This is a genomic window from Flavobacteriales bacterium (genome assembly GCA_020635395.1).
Taxonomy (GTDB): domain Bacteria; phylum Bacteroidota; class Bacteroidia; order NS11-12g; family UBA9320; genus UBA987.
The window spans coordinates 418,097-435,458 of the sequence record JACJZV010000001.1 but is presented as its reverse complement, the minus strand read 5'-3'; the positions used below and the strand labels follow the sequence as shown (position 1 = coordinate 435,458).

Annotated in this window: 19 protein-coding genes; 8 read left to right on the top strand and 11 right to left on the bottom strand. The window is 38.7% G+C overall.

Going from position 1 to position 17,362, the window contains the following annotated elements; genetic code table 11:
* Nucleotides 1-42: 42 nt before the first annotated feature.
* Genes H6607_01860 through H6607_01850 form a run of 3 tightly spaced genes read left to right on the top strand, consistent with a single transcriptional unit; the run spans nucleotide 43 to nucleotide 3,532 of the window.
* Nucleotides 43-969, top strand: coding sequence for an ABC transporter ATP-binding protein (locus tag H6607_01860; protein ID MCB9261107.1), 927 nt, complete (start codon nucleotides 43-45; stop codon nucleotides 967-969).
* Nucleotides 966-2,351 carry a hypothetical protein gene (locus H6607_01855; GenBank protein ID MCB9261106.1) on the top strand — a complete coding sequence of 462 codons (1,386 nt, stop codon included), beginning with the start codon at nucleotides 966-968 and terminating at the stop codon, nucleotides 2,349-2,351. The genes H6607_01860 and H6607_01855 overlap by 4 nt, the downstream gene beginning before the upstream one ends.
* 2 nt (nucleotides 2,352-2,353) lie before the next feature.
* Nucleotides 2,354-3,532, top strand: a complete 1,179-nt coding sequence (locus H6607_01850) for a hypothetical protein (GenBank protein ID MCB9261105.1) — start codon at nucleotides 2,354-2,356, stop codon at nucleotides 3,530-3,532.
* On the opposite strand, the gene H6607_01845 is transcribed toward H6607_01850, so the two are convergent.
* Nucleotides 3,516-4,112 carry a nicotinamide mononucleotide transporter gene (locus H6607_01845; GenBank protein ID MCB9261104.1) on the bottom strand — a complete coding sequence of 199 codons (597 nt, stop codon included), beginning with the start codon at nucleotides 4,110-4,112 and terminating at the stop codon, nucleotides 3,516-3,518. The genes H6607_01850 and H6607_01845 overlap by 17 nt on opposite strands.
* 179 nt (nucleotides 4,113-4,291) lie before the next feature.
* Here H6607_01845 and H6607_01840 point away from each other — a divergent pair, with 179 nt between their 5' ends.
* The 5 genes from H6607_01840 to H6607_01820 are packed head-to-tail and all read left to right on the top strand — an operon-like array spanning nucleotide 4,292 to nucleotide 8,291.
* Nucleotides 4,292-5,182 (top strand): DMT family transporter, encoded by an 891-nt coding sequence (locus H6607_01840; protein ID MCB9261103.1) that lies wholly within the window; start codon nucleotides 4,292-4,294, stop codon nucleotides 5,180-5,182.
* On the top strand, nucleotides 5,179-6,048 hold the full coding sequence (locus H6607_01835; GenBank protein ID MCB9261102.1) for a YicC family protein: 870 nt from the start codon (nucleotides 5,179-5,181) through the stop codon (nucleotides 6,046-6,048). Before H6607_01840 ends, H6607_01835 begins: the two co-directional genes overlap by 4 nt.
* A complete protein-coding gene (gene gmk, locus H6607_01830; protein MCB9261101.1) occupies nucleotides 6,048-6,620 on the top strand; it encodes a guanylate kinase in 573 nt (190 codons plus the stop codon). Before H6607_01835 ends, gmk begins: the two co-directional genes overlap by 1 nt.
* Nucleotides 6,617-7,186, top strand: a complete 570-nt coding sequence (locus H6607_01825; protein ID MCB9261100.1) for a nicotinate-nucleotide adenylyltransferase — start codon at nucleotides 6,617-6,619, stop codon at nucleotides 7,184-7,186. The genes gmk and H6607_01825 overlap by 4 nt, the downstream gene beginning before the upstream one ends.
* A 1-nt stretch (nucleotide 7,187) precedes the next feature.
* Entirely contained in the window at nucleotides 7,188-8,291 is a 1,104-nt protein-coding gene (locus H6607_01820; GenBank protein MCB9261099.1) for a DNA alkylation repair protein, read from the top strand.
* Here the strand turns inward: H6607_01820 and H6607_01815 are convergent.
* The 10 genes from H6607_01815 to H6607_01770 all read right to left on the bottom strand — a co-directional run bounded on the left by H6607_01815 (nucleotide 8,288) and on the right by H6607_01770 (nucleotide 17,161).
* Nucleotides 8,288-8,878 carry a hypothetical protein gene (locus H6607_01815; protein ID MCB9261098.1) on the bottom strand — a complete coding sequence of 197 codons (591 nt, stop codon included), beginning with the start codon at nucleotides 8,876-8,878 and terminating at the stop codon, nucleotides 8,288-8,290. The genes H6607_01820 and H6607_01815 overlap by 4 nt on opposite strands.
* Nucleotides 8,879-8,940: 62 nt before the next feature.
* Complete coding sequence (locus tag H6607_01810; GenBank protein MCB9261097.1) at nucleotides 8,941-10,146, bottom strand: phosphoglycerate kinase; 1,206 nt, start codon at nucleotides 10,144-10,146, stop codon at nucleotides 8,941-8,943.
* Entirely contained in the window at nucleotides 10,146-10,799 is a 654-nt protein-coding gene (locus H6607_01805) for a peptidylprolyl isomerase (GenBank protein ID MCB9261096.1), read from the bottom strand. Before H6607_01805 ends, H6607_01810 begins: the two co-directional genes overlap by 1 nt.
* 96 nt (nucleotides 10,800-10,895) lie before the next feature.
* Nucleotides 10,896-11,465: a peptidylprolyl isomerase gene (locus tag H6607_01800; GenBank protein MCB9261095.1), complete on the bottom strand. Its 570-nt coding sequence runs from the start codon at nucleotides 11,463-11,465 to the stop codon at nucleotides 10,896-10,898.
* 155 nt (nucleotides 11,466-11,620) lie between these two features.
* A complete protein-coding gene (locus H6607_01795) occupies nucleotides 11,621-12,265 on the bottom strand; it encodes an O-methyltransferase (protein ID MCB9261094.1) in 645 nt (214 codons plus the stop codon).
* Nucleotides 12,265-13,302 carry an endonuclease/exonuclease/phosphatase family protein gene (locus tag H6607_01790; protein MCB9261093.1) on the bottom strand — a complete coding sequence of 346 codons (1,038 nt, stop codon included), beginning with the start codon at nucleotides 13,300-13,302 and terminating at the stop codon, nucleotides 12,265-12,267. Before H6607_01790 ends, H6607_01795 begins: the two co-directional genes overlap by 1 nt.
* A 46-nt stretch (nucleotides 13,303-13,348) precedes the next feature.
* The gene (locus H6607_01785; protein MCB9261092.1) at nucleotides 13,349-14,263 is read right to left on the bottom strand and encodes a rhomboid family intramembrane serine protease; all 915 of its coding nucleotides are present in this window, start codon (nucleotides 14,261-14,263) and stop codon (nucleotides 13,349-13,351) included.
* A gap of 15 nt (nucleotides 14,264-14,278) precedes the next feature.
* The gene (locus H6607_01780; protein MCB9261091.1) at nucleotides 14,279-15,019 is read right to left on the bottom strand and encodes a rhomboid family intramembrane serine protease; all 741 of its coding nucleotides are present in this window, start codon (nucleotides 15,017-15,019) and stop codon (nucleotides 14,279-14,281) included.
* 6 nt (nucleotides 15,020-15,025) lie between these two features.
* On the bottom strand, nucleotides 15,026-16,837 hold the full coding sequence (gene mutL / locus H6607_01775) for a DNA mismatch repair endonuclease MutL (protein MCB9261090.1): 1,812 nt from the start codon (nucleotides 16,835-16,837) through the stop codon (nucleotides 15,026-15,028).
* Between the two features lie 3 nt (nucleotides 16,838-16,840).
* Nucleotides 16,841-17,161 (bottom strand): hypothetical protein, encoded by a 321-nt coding sequence (locus H6607_01770; protein MCB9261089.1) that lies wholly within the window; start codon nucleotides 17,159-17,161, stop codon nucleotides 16,841-16,843.
* Between the last annotated feature and the right edge of the window lie 201 nt (nucleotides 17,162-17,362).

Sequence of the window (17,362 nt, the reverse complement as noted above, 5' to 3'; positions counted from 1 at the left end):
GCCAAATCCGTTTAAATTCGAGGCAATTATTTTGTTCAAACTATGATTTTTAGTGCTTCGAATATTTCTAAAACATTTCCTCGGTCAAATTTTAATCTGAGCGTTCCGAAAATAGAGTTGCCCGAAGGCAGCATTGTTGGCGTTGTGGGCGAAAACGGCAACGGAAAAACTACCCTGCTCAATATTATTGCAGGCGAATTGCTTGCGGATGGGCAATATTCCTATTTTGGCAGCAATGCCACGGGCAATAGCAACTGGATGGAGCTGAAATCGCAGATTGCTTTTATACCACAACGCATACCCAGATGGTTTGGTAGCCTTATTCAAAATTTGCAGCTTAAAGCCGCTTTAGATGGAATAGCTCCAACCGAAATTGATACTTATTTGGATGAGATATTGGAATTTTTAGGGTTGATGGACTATAAACACCTAAAATGGACAGAAATTTCTACCGGATACCGTTTGCGATTTGAACTGGCTCGAATGCTGATTGGGAAGCCAAAATTGTTGGTGCTTGACGAGCCTTTGGCCAACCTTGACATAAACACGCAGCAAAAGTTTTTGAGCGATTTAAAGAATATTCTTAAAAACAAAGACTATCAAACGGCTGTGATATTGAGCAGTCAGCAATTGCACGAAATTGAAACTGTAAGCGACCAAATGATTTTTTTGAGAAAAGGGCAGGCTGTTTTTAGTGGCTCTATAACAAATCTTGAATCAGAAAATGAAAAATTGGTTTTTGAACTACAGGTAAACCATGAGCAATTGGAGGATTTCTTAAAATATGTAACCCACCAAACCTGGGAATACAAACAAACCGGAGAATATATACAGGTAATGATTGACAAACCCGATGAAAACACGGAAAAAGCATCAAACGACTTTTTGACATCGGCCATAAAACATGGTTTTATCATCAAGTATTTTAGAAACATCAGTAAATCAACCAAAAGACTTTTTAACCAATGAAACAGCTAAGACACTATTTCGAGAAAATAAACCAACGGTTTATCAGAACAAATCCGTTGGGTTGGGTGCTGGGTGTGCACATTTTTTGGCCCCTAATATTGGTTTTGGGCTTGCTGTTGTTTGTGGCCACTTGGCTTTATCCACTCAACCCATTGCCTGATTGGTCGAGTTATCGAGGATTTTTCTCCAACATCAACCAAATTCTAATTTTGCCTGCCATTTTGCTGTTTATTTTATTTATTATCAGACAAATAAAGTTCAACACAAAGAGGGTACATTTAAAACTGCCCTACTCTAAATCGTTCTTTACGTTCGTTTATTTTTTCATTACGCTTTTTGCCATTTCCGCTTTGCCATTTGTGGCTAACGTGGCGGGCTATCTAAAAGCTAAAAACACCTTAAAAACAACCGAGTTTGAGAAAGATATCGAAGCGTTGGTAAATGGCTACACGCATTTTTATTTGATGCAAACCGCAGAGATAGAGGACAAATACTACACTTATTATGAGCAGTATTATTTGAACGAAACCAAAGACAGTCTCATTTTTCGGCGGGATTTCCCGATATATCCGAGTTCTTCATTGCAAGATAAAATAAATTACCGGTACAACAGTTTTGATACCATTCCACTAAATCAGGTCTATGAAGAGATGCGAGATTTTATGGCCGCTTCCGGCAAATATGAGGGAGATATAAAACTGACCGACCCACACGAGATTTTGCGTAAAAACGTAGCCGCCAAAAAACATGTAAAATATCAAGACGATGTGGACACGGCCTACAACCATTTTAAAAACCATTTTAGGTTCGAAAATCAAATGGAATTTTATGACCATTTTTACGAAAAATCGGGGTTGTTTTGGGTGGCAGAAATTGAATTTTGGCAGTTTTATCTGTTTTTGGCATTGGCCATTTCTGCACTCTTGTTTATTGTTTGCCACACCGATTTTGCCCATTTTGGATGGGGTATGTTGGTGGCTACCTTGCATCCTACCGTTTTTGGCATTTTGCTCGGCACATTAGAAAGTACTACGCCGTATTTCAAACACAAAACTGAAATCTATGTTATCGCCATCATGTCAGTTCTGCTTCTAAACGCAATTTATTTTGCATTTTTTAGTAAAAGAAAAGTGGCAGTAAAACGGGCATTTGCCATTGCATTGCACATTTTCATTCCCATTGTTTTGATTTCTTATGTTTTTCTTTTTGAAGAACTTATAAACTGCTGCTGGCTGCATCAAGATTGGAATTGCAATTGTCATTATGCCATAGATAAACCCACATTTGAGTGGCTGGCATGGGCATTTTTTGTGATGAGTGTTTTTGCTACCACATATATTTTTGGAAGGTATTATAGACGGAAATACATCAATCCATCTTAAAAATGTTTAAAAAATACGACCAATATTTTATCACAAAATTCCCCCGATTTTGGGTGCTTGGAATTCATATTTATGTTCCGGTTTTGGTGATACTTTATTCCATTTTTATGCTGGTCGGCTTTTTTACCTTCGATTTAGAACTATACCAGAGAAATGCTTGGGAACTGATGTACACCCCATTAGTACTCCCCATTTCTCTGGTTTGTATAATGCTTGCCATACTTTATGTGGTGCGTCAAATAAAGTTCAACAACAAGCGGGTGCATATAAAACTTCCGGCAAATAGCCGATTGGGCTTTTTCCTCTTTTTTATTCTGTTTTTTTTGAGTTTGGAATATTTGTTTTTTGCCCACAATATGGGCTACAGATTTTATGTAGTAGAGAAAAGTGAAGAACAGCTAATTATGGATGATTCAATATTTTATGAGCATTACAACGATTTTTATCCTTACATTTACGAAAATAACAGGTTGAATCAAGATGCTGAAGGAAGTGAATTGGGTCGGACAAATACCGAATATGATAGCAATATTCGAACTAAATTAATCAAATTGGCACCGCTCATGCTCAAATATTGGGATAAAAAAACCAAACCAAGCAAAGAGGAGCTGCTAAATCATTTGAATAAAATGCCTTTCGATGATAAATATTATCTTGTAGATAACTACTCAAAAATTCGAATCAATTTTTCGCTTTGCACCGATTTTCAGGGTAGAAATGGCATATTCCATTACCGATCCGCCGAAATGTTTCTTATTTTTTTAATATTGGCCACGGCTCTGGCTATGTTGCTTTTGGTTGTTTGCAGCACCTCTGCTGCCGATTTTGGCTGGGCTTTACTGTTTGCGGCTTTAGCTCCTACAGTGGTTGGAGTTACTATGGGGTCATTGGTTCTTCTATTTAAGCTGGATGGCAACTTTTTGTTTATGTTTAGGTTTATCATTCTTCTGGTGCTGGTGGTTATGATTCGGTTATCCTTCAGCCAAAGGATAAATAAAAGTATTCGGCGGGGTTTGTCTATCAGCATTCATTTGCTTGCTCCACTTTTGGTTATGGCTTTTATCGACTTTGACCATATCAAAGAAAAAACGCTTATGCTATTGGTTAGTTTGGTAATGATTGCATCAACAGTCTTTTATTCAGTATATTACGAAAGTAAATACATCAACCCGTCTGAGTAGTCAATTTTCGTTGCCAAGCGATAAAACCAACAATACTAAAAACTGCAAAGCCTGCCATCATCCACGCCATAATGGTTAAATCTCGTTGGGTATAAAGCCATACGCTAAAAATGTTTAACACCACCCACCATAGCCACGACTCTAAAATTTTTCTTGCCTCTAAATAGGTGGCCACAAAGGCAAACGATGTGCTAAAAGCATCGGCCCACGGCAGCTCGCTGTTGGTGTAATGACTTGTGAACCATCCCAAAAAAAGCCATACTGATAGCCCAATACCAAAAGTGGTTAAAAGCAGTTTTGGGGTAATTTTTTTTATGGGCATGGGTTGTTTTTTGCTGTTCGTTTTCCAAGTGAGCCATGCGTAAATACCAAGAATTACATAAACCGAATACAGCAAGGCCTCCGAGTTAAGTTTTGCTTCAATAAAAATAAAAACACTTAACAGTGAGGCCATTACACCAAAAAACCAAGCCTCAATTCGTTCAAAAATCAACAGCACCACAAACAACAAGTTCAGCACCAAGGCTGTCCATTCGGCACTGCTACTTGTCAAAAAAATGCTGATTTCTTCCCAAAACATCCGGCGAAAATAGTGGTTTGTGGTGTGCGGAGTAAACAATCTTTTTTCATACCATTAAGACGAGTTCGCCGGAGAGAAAATTAAGTTTCATTAGGCGAAACGAATTATGGATAAATAAGAAAGGTTAAAATGAACTAATTTTCGCGACATGTAAGCAGCAAAGCAACTAATATTGCCCCATGAATAAAAGCCTCGCGGTGCATTTAGCCTTGTTTGCCGTAGCCGTTATTTACGGGGTCAATTATACGGTGGCCAAAGGGGTTATGCCCCAATATTTGGGGGCTTCCGGCTTTGTACTTATCCGAATTGGGGTGGCTGCTCTGCTCTTTAATGTGGTGGCTATTTTTAGCCGTAAAAAAGAAAAAATTCAATCTAAAAAAGACTATGGACAACTATTGATTGCAGCCACATTTGGCGTGGCGGGCAATATGCTGTTATTTTTCAATGGCTTGGCACATACCACCGAAATAAACGCATCGGTTTTGATGCAAAATGCCCCCATTTTTGTGTTGATTTTCTCCTTTTTTTTATACAAAAAACCTGTTTCAAAACAGCAGGTGGCGGGCATACTTATCGCGGCTGCCGGAGCGATATTACTTATAGGTGGCACCAAATTCCAATTTGGCGGCGAAACGGTAAAAGGAGACATAATGGTTACCCTAAACGCCATCAGTTTTGCCATGTATCTTGTTTATGTAACCCGATTGCTCGAAAAATATTCAACTCTTTTCGTCATCAGGCATTTATTTGTTTTTGGCTTCTTTTTAGCTCTACCATTTGGACTTGCCGATATTGTGAGTGCAGACTACTCGAATTTTCCCTCTTCTATTTGGATTTCAATTGGTTACGTTGCAATATTAACCACATTTGTAGCCTATCTGTTGAATGCTTGGGCTGTGCAGCGTGCTACTCCGGCGTTGGTTTCGAGTTATATTTATTTGCAACCGGTTGTGGCAATTTTTGTTGCCGTAAATACTGTAAATCAATCACTTTCGTTAGAAAAGATTATTTTTGCTGGGGTAATTTTTACAGGAGTTTATTTGGTGAGTTTTAATAAGAAACAAGCATGATACGTTCGATGACCGGCTATGGTATTGCCGAAAAAATGAACCATAAATTTAACATCAAAGTTGAAATTAAGTCTTTGAATGGCAAGTTTTTAGAACTCAATTTAAGAGCTCCAAAAATATTGGGCGAAAAAGAAGTGGTGTTGCGAAAACTACTTTCTCAAAAACTTGTCAGAGGTTCGGTTTTGTGCATTGTTACCATGGAAGCCATTGACGTTTCTGACTCTATGAAACTGAATAAACCCTTGGCCATTCATTATTTTTCGCAAATAAAATCCCTGGCCGACGAACTAAAAACAAACGATGGCGATGCGTTGCGAACCGTATTGTTGCTGCCCGACGTGATGAAAAGTGAAGATGGAACTCTGGATGATAGCGACTGGGACGATTTGGTATTGACCATGGAACAGGCGTTTGACCGTTTTGACGATTTTCGACTAACAGAAGGTAAGGAAATTGCAGAGGTATTAAACGAATACAACAACAACATTATCAATCTATTACCCAAAATAGAACCGCTGGAAGCCGAACGGATAGAACAGGTAAAATCAAAACTTATTTCAAACCTCGAAGAAATAAAATCGAATACAGCATTTGACCAAAACCGATTTGAACAAGAACTGATTTATTACCTTGAAAAAATTGATATTGCAGAAGAAAAATCAAGATTGATGGCACATTGCCAGCATTTTGCCAATGCCCTAAAAAAAGAACCCAGCGGCAAAAAACTGGGTTTTATATCGCAAGAAATGGGGCGGGAAATAAACACGCTGGGTAGCAAAGCCAATTTTGCCCCCATTCAAGAAATTGTTATTGTGATGAAGGAAGAATTAGAAAAGATAAAAGAACAAAGCCTAAATATTTTATAATGAGCAAGTTAATAATATTTTCTGCCCCTTCCGGCTCTGGCAAAACAACGGTTGTGCGGCATTTGCTTGAGGTAAACAAAAAACTTGCTTTTAGCATATCTGCCACCACCCGTAAAAAAAGACCCAATGAGGTGGATGGCAAAGACTATTATTTTCTTACACCTGAAGAGTTTGAAAAAAAGCTGGAAAACCAAGAGTTTTTAGAGCATGAGCAGGTTTATCCAGGATTGTATTATGGCACACTTAAATCAGAAGTAGAGCGTATTTGGGCTGAGGGAAAAACCGTAATGTTTGATGTTGATGTGGTGGGTGGCATGAATATTAAGAATCAATACGGCCATCAAGCATTGGCCATATTTTTAAGACCACCAAGTGTGGAAGAACTAATCCATCGGTTAAAAGCCCGCGAAACCGAGGCGGAAAATGAACTAAATCAACGGATAAATAAAGCCACAGAAGAACTAAAATTTGAAAAAGAGTTTGATATTGTGTTGATTAATAATAATTTAGCCCACACACTTGTAGAGGCAGAAAGTTTGGTAGAATATTTTTTGAACATCAGAACGGTATGAGAATAGGCTTGTTTTTTGGTTCCTTCAACCCCATACATCAAGGTCATTTGATTTTGAGTCAGTTTATTTTGGAACAGGCCAAGTTGGATGAAATTTGGTTTGTGGTTTCGCCGCAAAACCCTTTAAAATCAATGAAAGACCTCTATCCGGAAAATCACCGACTGGAAATGGTGAAGCTATCCATTAAAGATCAACCGAGATTTAAGGCTTGCGACATTGAGTTCCAAATGCCTCGACCTTCCTATACTTACAATACCCTTTTGGCCCTTGGCAAAAAGCACCCTAAAGACGAATTTGCCCTTATTTTGGGCTCCGACAATTTGCAACATTTTGACAAGTGGAAAGACCACGAACGCATTTTGTTGGAATATGAGCTAATTGTGTATAACCGCGAAAACAACGCTGGTGGAGATTTCTCGAAAAATCAAAAAGTTCGGATGATAAAAGGCCCGATGCTAAACATTTCTTCTACCCAAATTAGAGGCTATTTGAGGATTGGTCGCAGCATAAAGTTTATGGTTCCGAAAGAAGTGGAAGAATATCTCGAAACGCATCTTAAAGAATAAGTTGGCCACACCCTTAAAAGATTTATACTCTCCCGATTTCTTCGATTCTTTTGCCGATATTTTAAAAGAGTTCATTCAACCTTTTGATAAAAAGAAATTTGTGCAATCCATTTTTTGTGAAGACTGGTTTGAAAAAGAACTTAAAGAGCGGCAAAAACATACTACTTCGGTGTTGCACACTTATTTGCCTCAAAATTTTGACCAAGCGTGCAAAATTATTTTAGACTTATCAGCAAAACTGAAATCAAAACCATTTGATTTTCAAGGAATTGAATTTTTATTTTTGCCCGAATGGATAGAAAAAAATGGACTTCTTTTTCCTGAAAAATCAATAAAAATATTTGAAGAACTGACCACATTTGTTACGTGTGAGTTTGCCGTGAGACCATTTATAGCCAACTATCCGAACCAAATGGTTACGTCCATGACCCAGTGGAGCAAACATAAAAATGAACATGTAAGGCGGTTGGCCAGCGAGGGGTGCAGACCCAGGCTACCATGGGGAATGGCTTTGACATTATTTAAAACAGACCCAAAGCCCATTTTACCCATTTTGGAAAACCTAAAAAACGACCCATCGGAATATGTAAGAAGAAGTGTGGCCAACAACCTCAATGATATTGCCAAAGACCACCCGGAAATTACTTTAAAAATTGCCAAAAATTGGTTTGGAAAAACGAAGTACACCGACACTCTGCTAAAACACGCCTGCAGAACTCTGCTAAAAAAAGGCGATGCAAGGGCGTTGAAATTGTTCGGCCTTTCATCTACCATTAATACCAAGGTCTCTGATTTCAAGATACTTACTCCAGAAGTTGGCATTGGAAACAACCTCCATTTTGAGTTTTCATTAACCAATTTGGAGAAAGAAAAACAACTCATTCGAGTGGAATATGCTATCTATTACCTTCTGAAAAGTGGAGAATACGGCAAAAAAATATTCAAAATCAGTGAGAAAAATTATCTACCCAACCAGTTTGTAACCATTACAAAAAAACACTCCTTTCGGGCAATAACCACACGAGTTTTCTATTCAGGAATTCAGAAATTGTCCATTTTGGTTAATGGTTGCGAAAAGGGGGTTTTGAGCTTCGAACTGAATTAATTGGCTGATTCGGGAGTTTTTTTCTCCTTTACTTTTACATTGCCAAAATACACGGTAAACTTGGCTCCGAAACCAAATCCGCTATTCAAATTGTCGTTCATTTTTTGCTCTCGGGGCAGTTCAGAAACGCCCTCAACAAAAATAACCGAGCTATAGTTGGCGGTGGTACGATACGATATATAGGGAATCAACTCAAAATACACTTTGCCGTAGCCGTTTTGCTGATAAAGATTCTTTCTTACTCCCAACGCTGAGTTGTAATGGGTTCTCCCATTTATATGATACAAACCTTCGTTTTCTTTAAACTGATCCATATATATAGCCACCCCGCCCGATTGGATGTATGAAAACCCTACCCACGGATTCCAACCAAACTTTTTGGTGAGGGCAGTACCAATTTCATACGAAAAACCGCGACTTCCATATCGATTGGTGGCCACCCCAACCGAAAGATTGACCCGCTCGAAAAAAACGCCTTGAGCATGCAAACCTCCATCCTCAGCGAGGCATTTGTTTCCGTAGCCAAATCCCAAACCAAACATGGCTTTGTTTTGTGCCAATGCCACATCATTTCTTAAAAAAGACAAAATAAAAAGCCCAACCAACAAAGTTGGCCGGGCCGTTAGATATTTTTTTATTCTAAAACTCATTATCCATTCGTTGCCGCATGGGCAATGGCAGCGATGCCCGGAAGTTCTTTTCCTTCAAAATATTCGAGCAACGCACCACCACCGGTAGAAACGTAGCTAACTTCATTTACCAGATTAAACTTCTTTATAGCCGCCGCACTATCGCCACCCCCAATCAACGAGAAAGCCCCAGCTTTTGTTGCCTCAGCCACAGCAAGTGCTACCGCTTTTGTTCCGTTTTCGAAATTGCTGAATTCAAAAACCCCCATGGGGCCATTCCACAAAATGGTTTTAGCATTTTTGATTATGTCGGTATATTCTTTTACAGCTTTCTCGCCGATATCTAATCCCATCCAACCATCCGAAATGCTGTCACTATTGCAGGTAGATACTCCACCATCATTTGTAAAACCATCAGCACAAACCGAATCAACAGGTAAAACCAAATTAACGCCTTTCGCCTTTGCCTTAGCCATTAGCTCTTTTGTCAACTCCACTCGGTCGGCTTCAAACAAACTGTTGCCTATTTTTCCACCCTCGGCGGCTTTGAAGGTGTATGCCATTCCGCCACCAATAAGGATAGTATCGGCCACATTCATCAAGTTTTCGATAATCAATAATTTATCAGAAACTTTGGCTCCACCCACAATGGCCACAAATGGTTTTTCCGGATTTCCCATTACCTTTTCGGCATTGGCCACTTCGTCGGCCATGATGTATCCAAAACATTTATTGGCACCAAAAAATTGAGCCATTACTGCTGTTGACGCATGAGCCCGATGGGCAGTTCCAAATGCATCATTGACATAAATATCGCCCAAACTGGCCAATTTTTTTGAAAACTCCACATCACCTGCGGTTTCTTCTTTGTAAAAACGAAGATTTTCCAACAATAGAATCTCACCAGCATTTAATGAGGTCGCCTTTTCTGAGGCTTCTCTACCTATGCAATCGTTTGCAAAATGAACCGTTGCTCCGGTTAATTTCGCCAAGTGATTGACCAAATGTTTTAGAGAGAATTTTTCTTCAAAACCCTCTTTCGGTCTTCCCAAATGAGACATCAAAATAGCCGAACCACCATCGTTCAAAATCTTTTTGACAGTTGGCACGGCAGCCGCTATTCGGGCATCGTCGGTTATTTCAAAATTGGCATTAAGCGGCACATTAAAATCTACCCGCACCACAGCCTTTTTCCCAGAAAAATTCAAATCGTTTACCGTTCGCATTATTTGTATTTGTTAAATGTCTCCAATGCATTAAATCCTACAGCTCTCTCCCCTACTCTGATGATGGTAACGGTTTTCATTACATCATTTTGTTTGGTTTTATACGCATTTTCATACCCTTCTACTACATGGCCAAAAATGGTGTGTTTCATATTCAACCACGGTGTAGGGGCAAGTGTTACAAAAAACTGGCTACCGTTGGTGTGTGGCCCGCTATTGGCCATTGACAAGACACCTACCGAATCATGTTTTAAGGTTTTTTTGCACTCGTCTCTAAACTGATAGCCGGGGCCGCCTTCTCCGGTTCCTTGTGGGTCACCACCTTGAATCATAAAATCTTGCTGATCTCCATTTGTCAAAGAAATTACCCTATGAAATTTAAGTCCATCGTAAAATGGAACACCCGCAGCCTTGGCAGTGTTGGGCATTTTACCTTCAGCCAGAGCCACAAAGTTGGCTGTAGTAATGGGTACTTCCTCCATTTCAAGTTTTACCAAAAATTGCCCTTTGCTAACATCAAATTTTGCATAAATGCCATCGCCATATTTGGCTTTAATGGCCAATGCTTCAGGCTTATTGAGCAATGTGTTGTCAATAACCGAATCGATAATGGGCTTTGGCGGTTCAACAATTTTTTCGGTTACATCAAACATTGGGTTTGTTGTATTTTCCTTTTGATTTTTGTCGCCGCACGACCAGATAAAAACGGAAACAAAAAGGATAACAATATTCTGTTTCATAAATGAAATTTATTTGAGTTTGTTAAATGTTTCTAATGCATTAAACTTTTGAGCTGCATCGCCTATTCGGTGTATTTTTACACTCATCATCAAATGTCCTTGCAAAGTCTCATAAACCGAGTTATACCCCTCCACTACGTGTCCAAAAATGGAATGTCTTCCGTCCAACCACGGTGTGGCTGTAACAGTTATAAAAAATTGGCTTCCATTGGTGCCTGGTCCAGCATTGGCCATCGACAAAATACCGGGTTTGTCGTGTTTCAAAGAAGTAATAAACTCGTCTTTGAATTGATAGCCCGGGCCACCCATTCCTGTTCCGGTGGGGTCTCCACCCTGTATCATAAAATCTTGTCCATCGCCATTTGGCACAGAAATAACCCGATGAAAAGTCAATCCATCATAATATGGAACTCCTGCACCGCGTGCCTGATTTGGCATGGTTCCTTCGGCCAAGGCCACAAAATTTGCCACTGTTAAAGGTGCTTTTTCCATTTCTAATTTAATCCAACAATCGCCAGCCGTAAGCACAAAATGTGCATACAAACCATCGCCATGATTCTTTTTTAGTGAATCTAACATGATGCTGTCTGCCGAATTCGTCTCCGAGTAGTTGTTTGTGTTGGGTTCTGTTGTGTTGCTCATTGTCATAAAAATAAATGCCGTTGCTGCTATTATTGTTAAAAATTGTTTCATAAACTTCGTCTTTTAAAAGCCCCGCAAAGGTAATGTTTTCATTATTTTTTTCTCACCACCATCAGCCCGTCTCTCACGGGCATTAACACACATTCTACGCGTAGGTCTTTCATCACTTTTTTATTGAAGTTGTCCAATTCGCGGGTTTCTAAATCATTCTTTAACTGATTGCTATCCAACACTTTACCGCTCCATAGCACATTATCGGCAATGATGATACCGCCACTCGGCATTTTTTCAATGACCATATCAAAATAGTTGCAGTAGTTTTCTTTGTCGGCATCAATAAAAACAAGATCTAATGTTTGATTAATTTCCGGAACAATTTTAACGGCATCGCCTACCCTAAAATCAATCTTATCTGCATATTCTGATTTTGAAAAATAACTCCGAACCATGTCTTCCAACTCCTCGTTTTTGTCTATGGTAATTAAAGTGCCACCATCGGACAAACCCTCGGCCAAACACAACGCCGAATAGCCAGTGTATGTGCCTATTTCAAGAATTACCTTTGGCCGAAGCATTTTGCTAAACATACTCAATATTCTCCCTTGTATATGTCCACTCAACATTCTGGGTATCAAAACATTGGCATAGGTATCGCGGTTTAATTCTTTCAGTAAATCGTTTTCAGCAGTGGTATGATTTTCGGCATATTCCGAAATTTTTTCGTCGATAAAATCCATTATTCTTCTTTTACTTTAAGCTCTGCAAATATGAGTTTATGGTCAGAAAAAATTTGTTTAGTTGAGCCGTATTTTACGCAGTCAAAATGACTATCATACAATATGTGGTCGATTCGCAACAACGGAAAAGGTTTTAAAAAAGTGGTTTCAAAACCATGACCGGCCTGCATAAAAGCATCTTTTTTATTTGATTTAAGTGTTTGATAAACAAAGCTTTGTGGTGTATCGTTAAAATCGCCAACCAACACAACAGGGTGCGGACACTGCTCAATATGTTGCTGAATTATCAACGCCTGATTTGCCCTTTTTTGCCATGAAGTTTTTAGTTTTTGAACAACATTTTTGGCCTTTCGGTTGTAACTGGTGTCAAAATCAACCTCTTTTAATTCGTGATAATCTTTCGGTTTCAATTGGCTACTTTCCAGATGAACCACATACATCCGAATGACCTTGCCATGAACATCTAAATCAACAAAACCAGCCAAATTATATGTTTTCATGCCAAAATCAATCAAGCCGGAATGGACAATTTTGTATTTTGAAACAATCAACATTTTGTTAAAATTCACTTCCGTCAAATTCAAGGTTTTTTGATGCGGAAAATTTTGTTTACTGATTTTGCCATATTCAGACCTCCACTCAATTAGTGCAGCCACATCTGCATTTGTAGAATTAAGATAGGAATCAATTTGGGTTGAAGTGTTTTTTGGATAACCACCTAATGCATACGTATTAAAACTAACAATCTTAATATCAGTATTTTGCGTTGATGATTTGCCAAACGAATAAGTCCTATTAAAAAACGGGATGCCCAGTAATAGTGCAACAAGGCTGTATTTCCATGAAGAACTTTTTAGAATGAAAGTAATTAACAGAAAAACCAACGATAGCAAGAGCCAAACCAAATGAGACAACCCAAAAAATGCCATTGGCCAAAAGGTATTTGGCGAAATGAAAGGAGCCAAATAACTGAGCAATAATCCACATATAATCAGATAATTGACTACAGATATTATACTTTTAAAAAATTTTTTCATTCAAAGGATGCAAATATCCGACACAAGAAAACAATTTTAAAAAATATTACTCACTTGCTCTAAAAAGGATGTCTTTTTCGTCTTGTGTGAGGCTGGAATAGCCGCTTTGATTTATCTTATCCAAAATGGCATCAATCTCGTCTTGATTGGGTTTTCGGGTTTTCCCTGATTCGGAATGATTGGCTCTGTTGGCCTTATTCTCATTGACTTTTACAAACGGATTTTTGGATTTGGGTGGTTGTTTTTTCATAAAATCTCGCTCATCAACTACCGTATATTTTGGTTTGAAGAGGTTTTTAATGGAGGTAAAAATGCTTGTGTTGATGCGGCCTTGAAGCTGGAATGCATAAATGCTTCCAAAAATAATTCCTCCCAAGTGAGCCAATTGGCCTCCGGGGTTGGTAACATTAATGTTTAAAAACCCGAGCAACACTACCGCTATGGTTACCCATTTTATCGGGGTTCGGAATACTCCAAAAAGCATTAACTCAAAATTGGGAAAAAGCCAAGTTGTGGCCACTGCCACCGACATAACTCCAGCAGAGGCTCCATAAAGGCTGCCCAATTGCACCGTTTTTCCGGCAAGCATAAACGAAACTGAAACACCTAAAAACAATAAAGCTCCAACCAAACATCCGTAGAAAAATAGTTCGTAAAATCGTTTTTCTGATTGCAGGTTGAGCAATATCTGACCATAGAAATACAGAAAAATCATGTTGCCCAACAGATGAAACAAATCATCAGAATGATAGAATGCATGGGTAATTAGCGACCACGGTTGCAAGGCAAATGCCTTGATTGAAGACGGAACAGACAAATAGGCACCTAATTGGCCATTTGTTATACCGGTTTTATCAAAAATAAGTGCCAAGAAAAAGACAATTGTATTAATTACAATCAGCTTTTTCATAGGCGAATAAATGTTTTTAAACTGATATATAAAGTCTTTTACACTTTTCATTTGATGCTAAGATAACTAATAAAAGCTGTCTCTTCGTGTCTTGTTCCAATATTTTACAATAATAATACCGGCCACCAAACCACCCAAGTGGGCAAAATGAGCCACGTTGTCTGCCGGATTATTTTGTATGCCTCTATATAACTCATACAGGCCGTATAATGTTACAGCCACTTTCAACTTTATAGGAATTGGAGGAAAAATGAGGTACAGAATAGTGTTGGGAAACAATACAAAACAAGCCCCTAAAATTCCAAAAATAGCTCCGGAAGCACCGTATGATACACTGTGTATAAGGCTATACAACTTCGCATTTTGATATGTGTCTGGAACTGATTCTATATTGATTCCTGTTCTTATACTTTCCACTATATCGGGATTGATGGACGAAGTTAGCGACATTATTTCAAGTTGCTGAACCCCAAAATGCAACAAAGCTGCAAAAAAAGCGGTTATCATATAAAAATATAAAAAACGTTGGCCACCCCATCGTATTTCCAGCATTCTACCGAAAAAAAACAATCCCAACATATTCGAAAATAGGTGTGCCAAATCATGATGCATAAAGAAATGTGTTAAAATTTGCCAGGGTTTAAAATCACCGGACATAATAGGGTTGTGCAACCCAAGAATGTCGTTCAAATCTTTACCAAATTTTTGTGCATACACCACCTTTATTAAAAACATTAATCCATTGACTATCAATAGATTTTTAACCATCGGGGTTATAGCATTGTAGTTGCTTGCTCTGTACTGCATAATGTGTTAAACAAAAAAATTGGCAATTTGATTTTGATCAATTTTAACAAAAACCGCATCGCCCGATGGTGTAAAACCCGGGTTTTCGCAGTGAAATAAATCCACAATAAGTTGTTTTATCAGCTCCGGCTCCAACATATTCCCGGCTTTTATTCCCGCGTTTCTGGCCATTGCTCTCGACAGGTTTTCGTGCTTTTCTAGCTTTAAATTTTGTTGATTTAGCTTGTAGTTTTCCAATATTCCTTCCAACATTTCTTGCTCCTCTCCTTTCACCACTTCTGCCGGAGTTCCGTTTATTATTAAGGTGTTTTTACCAAACTGGCTAATATCAAAACCCAATTGGTTTATTTCGTCTATCAGCCCCGAAATAATTTGAAAATCAGCGGGGTGGAACTCAATGGTTCGCGGAAAAAGCAACTGCTGGCTGGCTGCGGCTCGTTGCCGAAATCGATTTAGATAGGTTTCGTACAAAATTCGCTCATGAGCTTTTTGTTGATTGATAACGTACAGTTCGTTGTTTATCAAACCCACAATATATTTGAGTAAATACTGAAAAGTAGCTCCAATTTCTACCCTATTTTTATGAGGTGCAAACTCAATTTGCTTTGTCTTTAGTGGCTCAATTTCTCTTTGTAATGGCTCATCGCGAAAGGGTTCAAAGAGTTTTTCCCAATGTGTTTCGCTTTTCTTTTTGGTTTTTGTTTCGTTGCCAAAGGGGTTGTAGCCGCTATTGGTTTTAATAGTTGGAGGAGTCAATGGCCTGTTTTCCGGTCGATAGGCTCTTTCAAAATCCGGTATAAAACCATCACTTTTTAGTGCTGGCGAAAGATTATATCCGGCCAACGCTTTTTTCATTACCGACAAAATGATTTGATACATCGAGCGGCCATCTTCAAATTTTACCTCTGTTTTTGTTGGGTGAACATTCACATCTATTTTTGAGGGATTTACCTCAAAAAAAAGCACATAAAACGGATGAAAATCTTTCTCTATAAGGCCATCAAAAGCGGTGGCAATGGCATGATGAAAATAGGGCTCTTTGATATACCGCTGGTTGGCAAACATAAATTGGTTGCCTCTGGTTTTTTTGGCTAATTCCGGGCTACCCACCACCCCTTTTATCGAAACTATTTCCGTAATTTCATTTACCTCTATCAGCTGACCTCTGGAAGATTTTAGCAGCACATCTTCAATACGATTGTTGAGGTTGGTTGCTGCCAATTTATACACCTCATTTTGTCCATTAAAAAGGTGCATTTCTACATCGGGGCGGCTCAACGCCACCCGCTGAAATTCTTCAATGATGTATTTGGTTTCTACCGAAATTGACTTTAAAAAATTTCGCCGAACCGGAATATTAAAAAAAAGATTTTTTACCGCAATAGAGGTGCCAACCGGTGTATTTGCAGGCTGCTGACTTTTTACTTCAGATGCCTCAATAATAATTTGAGTACCTAAATCGGATGTGGGTTGCTTCGTTTTCATTTCTACCTGAGCCACCGCCGCAATGCTGGCCAAGGCCTCGCCTCGAAACCCAAAAGTGCTCAAATTAAATAAATCATCGGCCTTTTTTATTTTGGATGTGGCATGTCGTTCCCAACACATACGGGCATCGGTTTCGGTCATGCCTTTGCCGTTGTCTATAACTTGAATGAGGGTTTGCCCTCCATCTTTAAAAATGAGTTTAACCGAGGTTGCACCGGCATCGAGGCTGTTTTCGAGCAACTCCTTTACTACCGAAGCAGGTCGCTGCACCACCTCTCCGGCGGCAATTTGGTTGGCAATAGACTCGGGAAGTAAACGAATTAAATCGGGCATTTCTTAGAATGCCTCGAAAATAATATTAATTGTGTTGGTATAGAAAACTAAGTAGGCAATCATGCTAAAAACAATGACAAACATGAGTACCCTAAGTTGAGAAACCAGCTTCATTTTGCGGGCATGATTATCGATTGGCACTACATCACGGTGTTTATAAGCCATTCTTATCCGGTTTTCAAATCCTTCCACCGTTCCGTCTCTTTCGGATTTAGCTTTCTCAATTCGGTTGTGCAAATCCTCTTTATCTTCATCATAAAAAACAGGTATATAGTTAAACTGCTTATGATGCCTTCTGCCAATTTTTACTCGAGGTAATTCCATAGTTCAAAGGTAGTGATTTGTAATAAACCATATATTGATATTTGACCAACGGCACTTTTTAGTTTAATTTTGACAGATGTTTGAATACTACTGTTCATTTATTTTTTACTGTGAATAATAGAACACTTGAATAGTCGATTGTTTTGATAAAAATACGCTACTTTAGTCGAACATTTATATGAATTTGTATTTACTACTAAA

Coding starts and splice junctions, on each gene's coding strand:
- H6607_01785 (MCB9261092.1), bottom strand. CDS start 14,263: ATGAAAAGTGTAAAAGACTTTATATATCAGTTTAAAAACATTTATTCG.
- H6607_01810 (MCB9261097.1), bottom strand. CDS start 10,146: ATGCGAACGGTAAACGATTTGAATTTTTCTGGGAAAAAGGCTGTGGTG.
- H6607_01860 (MCB9261107.1), top strand. CDS start 43: ATGATTTTTAGTGCTTCGAATATTTCTAAAACATTTCCTCGGTCAAAT.
- H6607_01825 (MCB9261100.1), top strand. CDS start 6,617: ATGAGAATAGGCTTGTTTTTTGGTTCCTTCAACCCCATACATCAAGGT.
- H6607_01800 (MCB9261095.1), bottom strand. CDS start 11,465: ATGTTAGATTCACTAAAAAAGAATCATGGCGATGGTTTGTATGCACAT.
- H6607_01845 (MCB9261104.1), bottom strand. CDS start 4,112: ATGTTTTGGGAAGAAATCAGCATTTTTTTGACAAGTAGCAGTGCCGAA.
- H6607_01850 (MCB9261105.1), top strand. CDS start 2,354: ATGTTTAAAAAATACGACCAATATTTTATCACAAAATTCCCCCGATTT.
- H6607_01835 (MCB9261102.1), top strand. CDS start 5,179: ATGATACGTTCGATGACCGGCTATGGTATTGCCGAAAAAATGAACCAT.
- gmk (MCB9261101.1), top strand. CDS start 6,048: ATGAGCAAGTTAATAATATTTTCTGCCCCTTCCGGCTCTGGCAAAACA.
- H6607_01795 (MCB9261094.1), bottom strand. CDS start 12,265: ATGGATTTTATCGACGAAAAAATTTCGGAATATGCCGAAAATCATACC.
- H6607_01780 (MCB9261091.1), bottom strand. CDS start 15,019: ATGCAGTACAGAGCAAGCAACTACAATGCTATAACCCCGATGGTTAAA.
- H6607_01855 (MCB9261106.1), top strand. CDS start 966: ATGAAACAGCTAAGACACTATTTCGAGAAAATAAACCAACGGTTTATC.
- H6607_01805 (MCB9261096.1), bottom strand. CDS start 10,799: ATGTTTGATGTAACCGAAAAAATTGTTGAACCGCCAAAGCCCATTATC.
- H6607_01840 (MCB9261103.1), top strand. CDS start 4,292: ATGAATAAAAGCCTCGCGGTGCATTTAGCCTTGTTTGCCGTAGCCGTT.
- H6607_01790 (MCB9261093.1), bottom strand. CDS start 13,302: ATGAAAAAATTTTTTAAAAGTATAATATCTGTAGTCAATTATCTGATT.
- mutL (MCB9261090.1), bottom strand. CDS start 16,837: ATGCCCGATTTAATTCGTTTACTTCCCGAGTCTATTGCCAACCAAATT.
- H6607_01770 (MCB9261089.1), bottom strand. CDS start 17,161: ATGGAATTACCTCGAGTAAAAATTGGCAGAAGGCATCATAAGCAGTTT.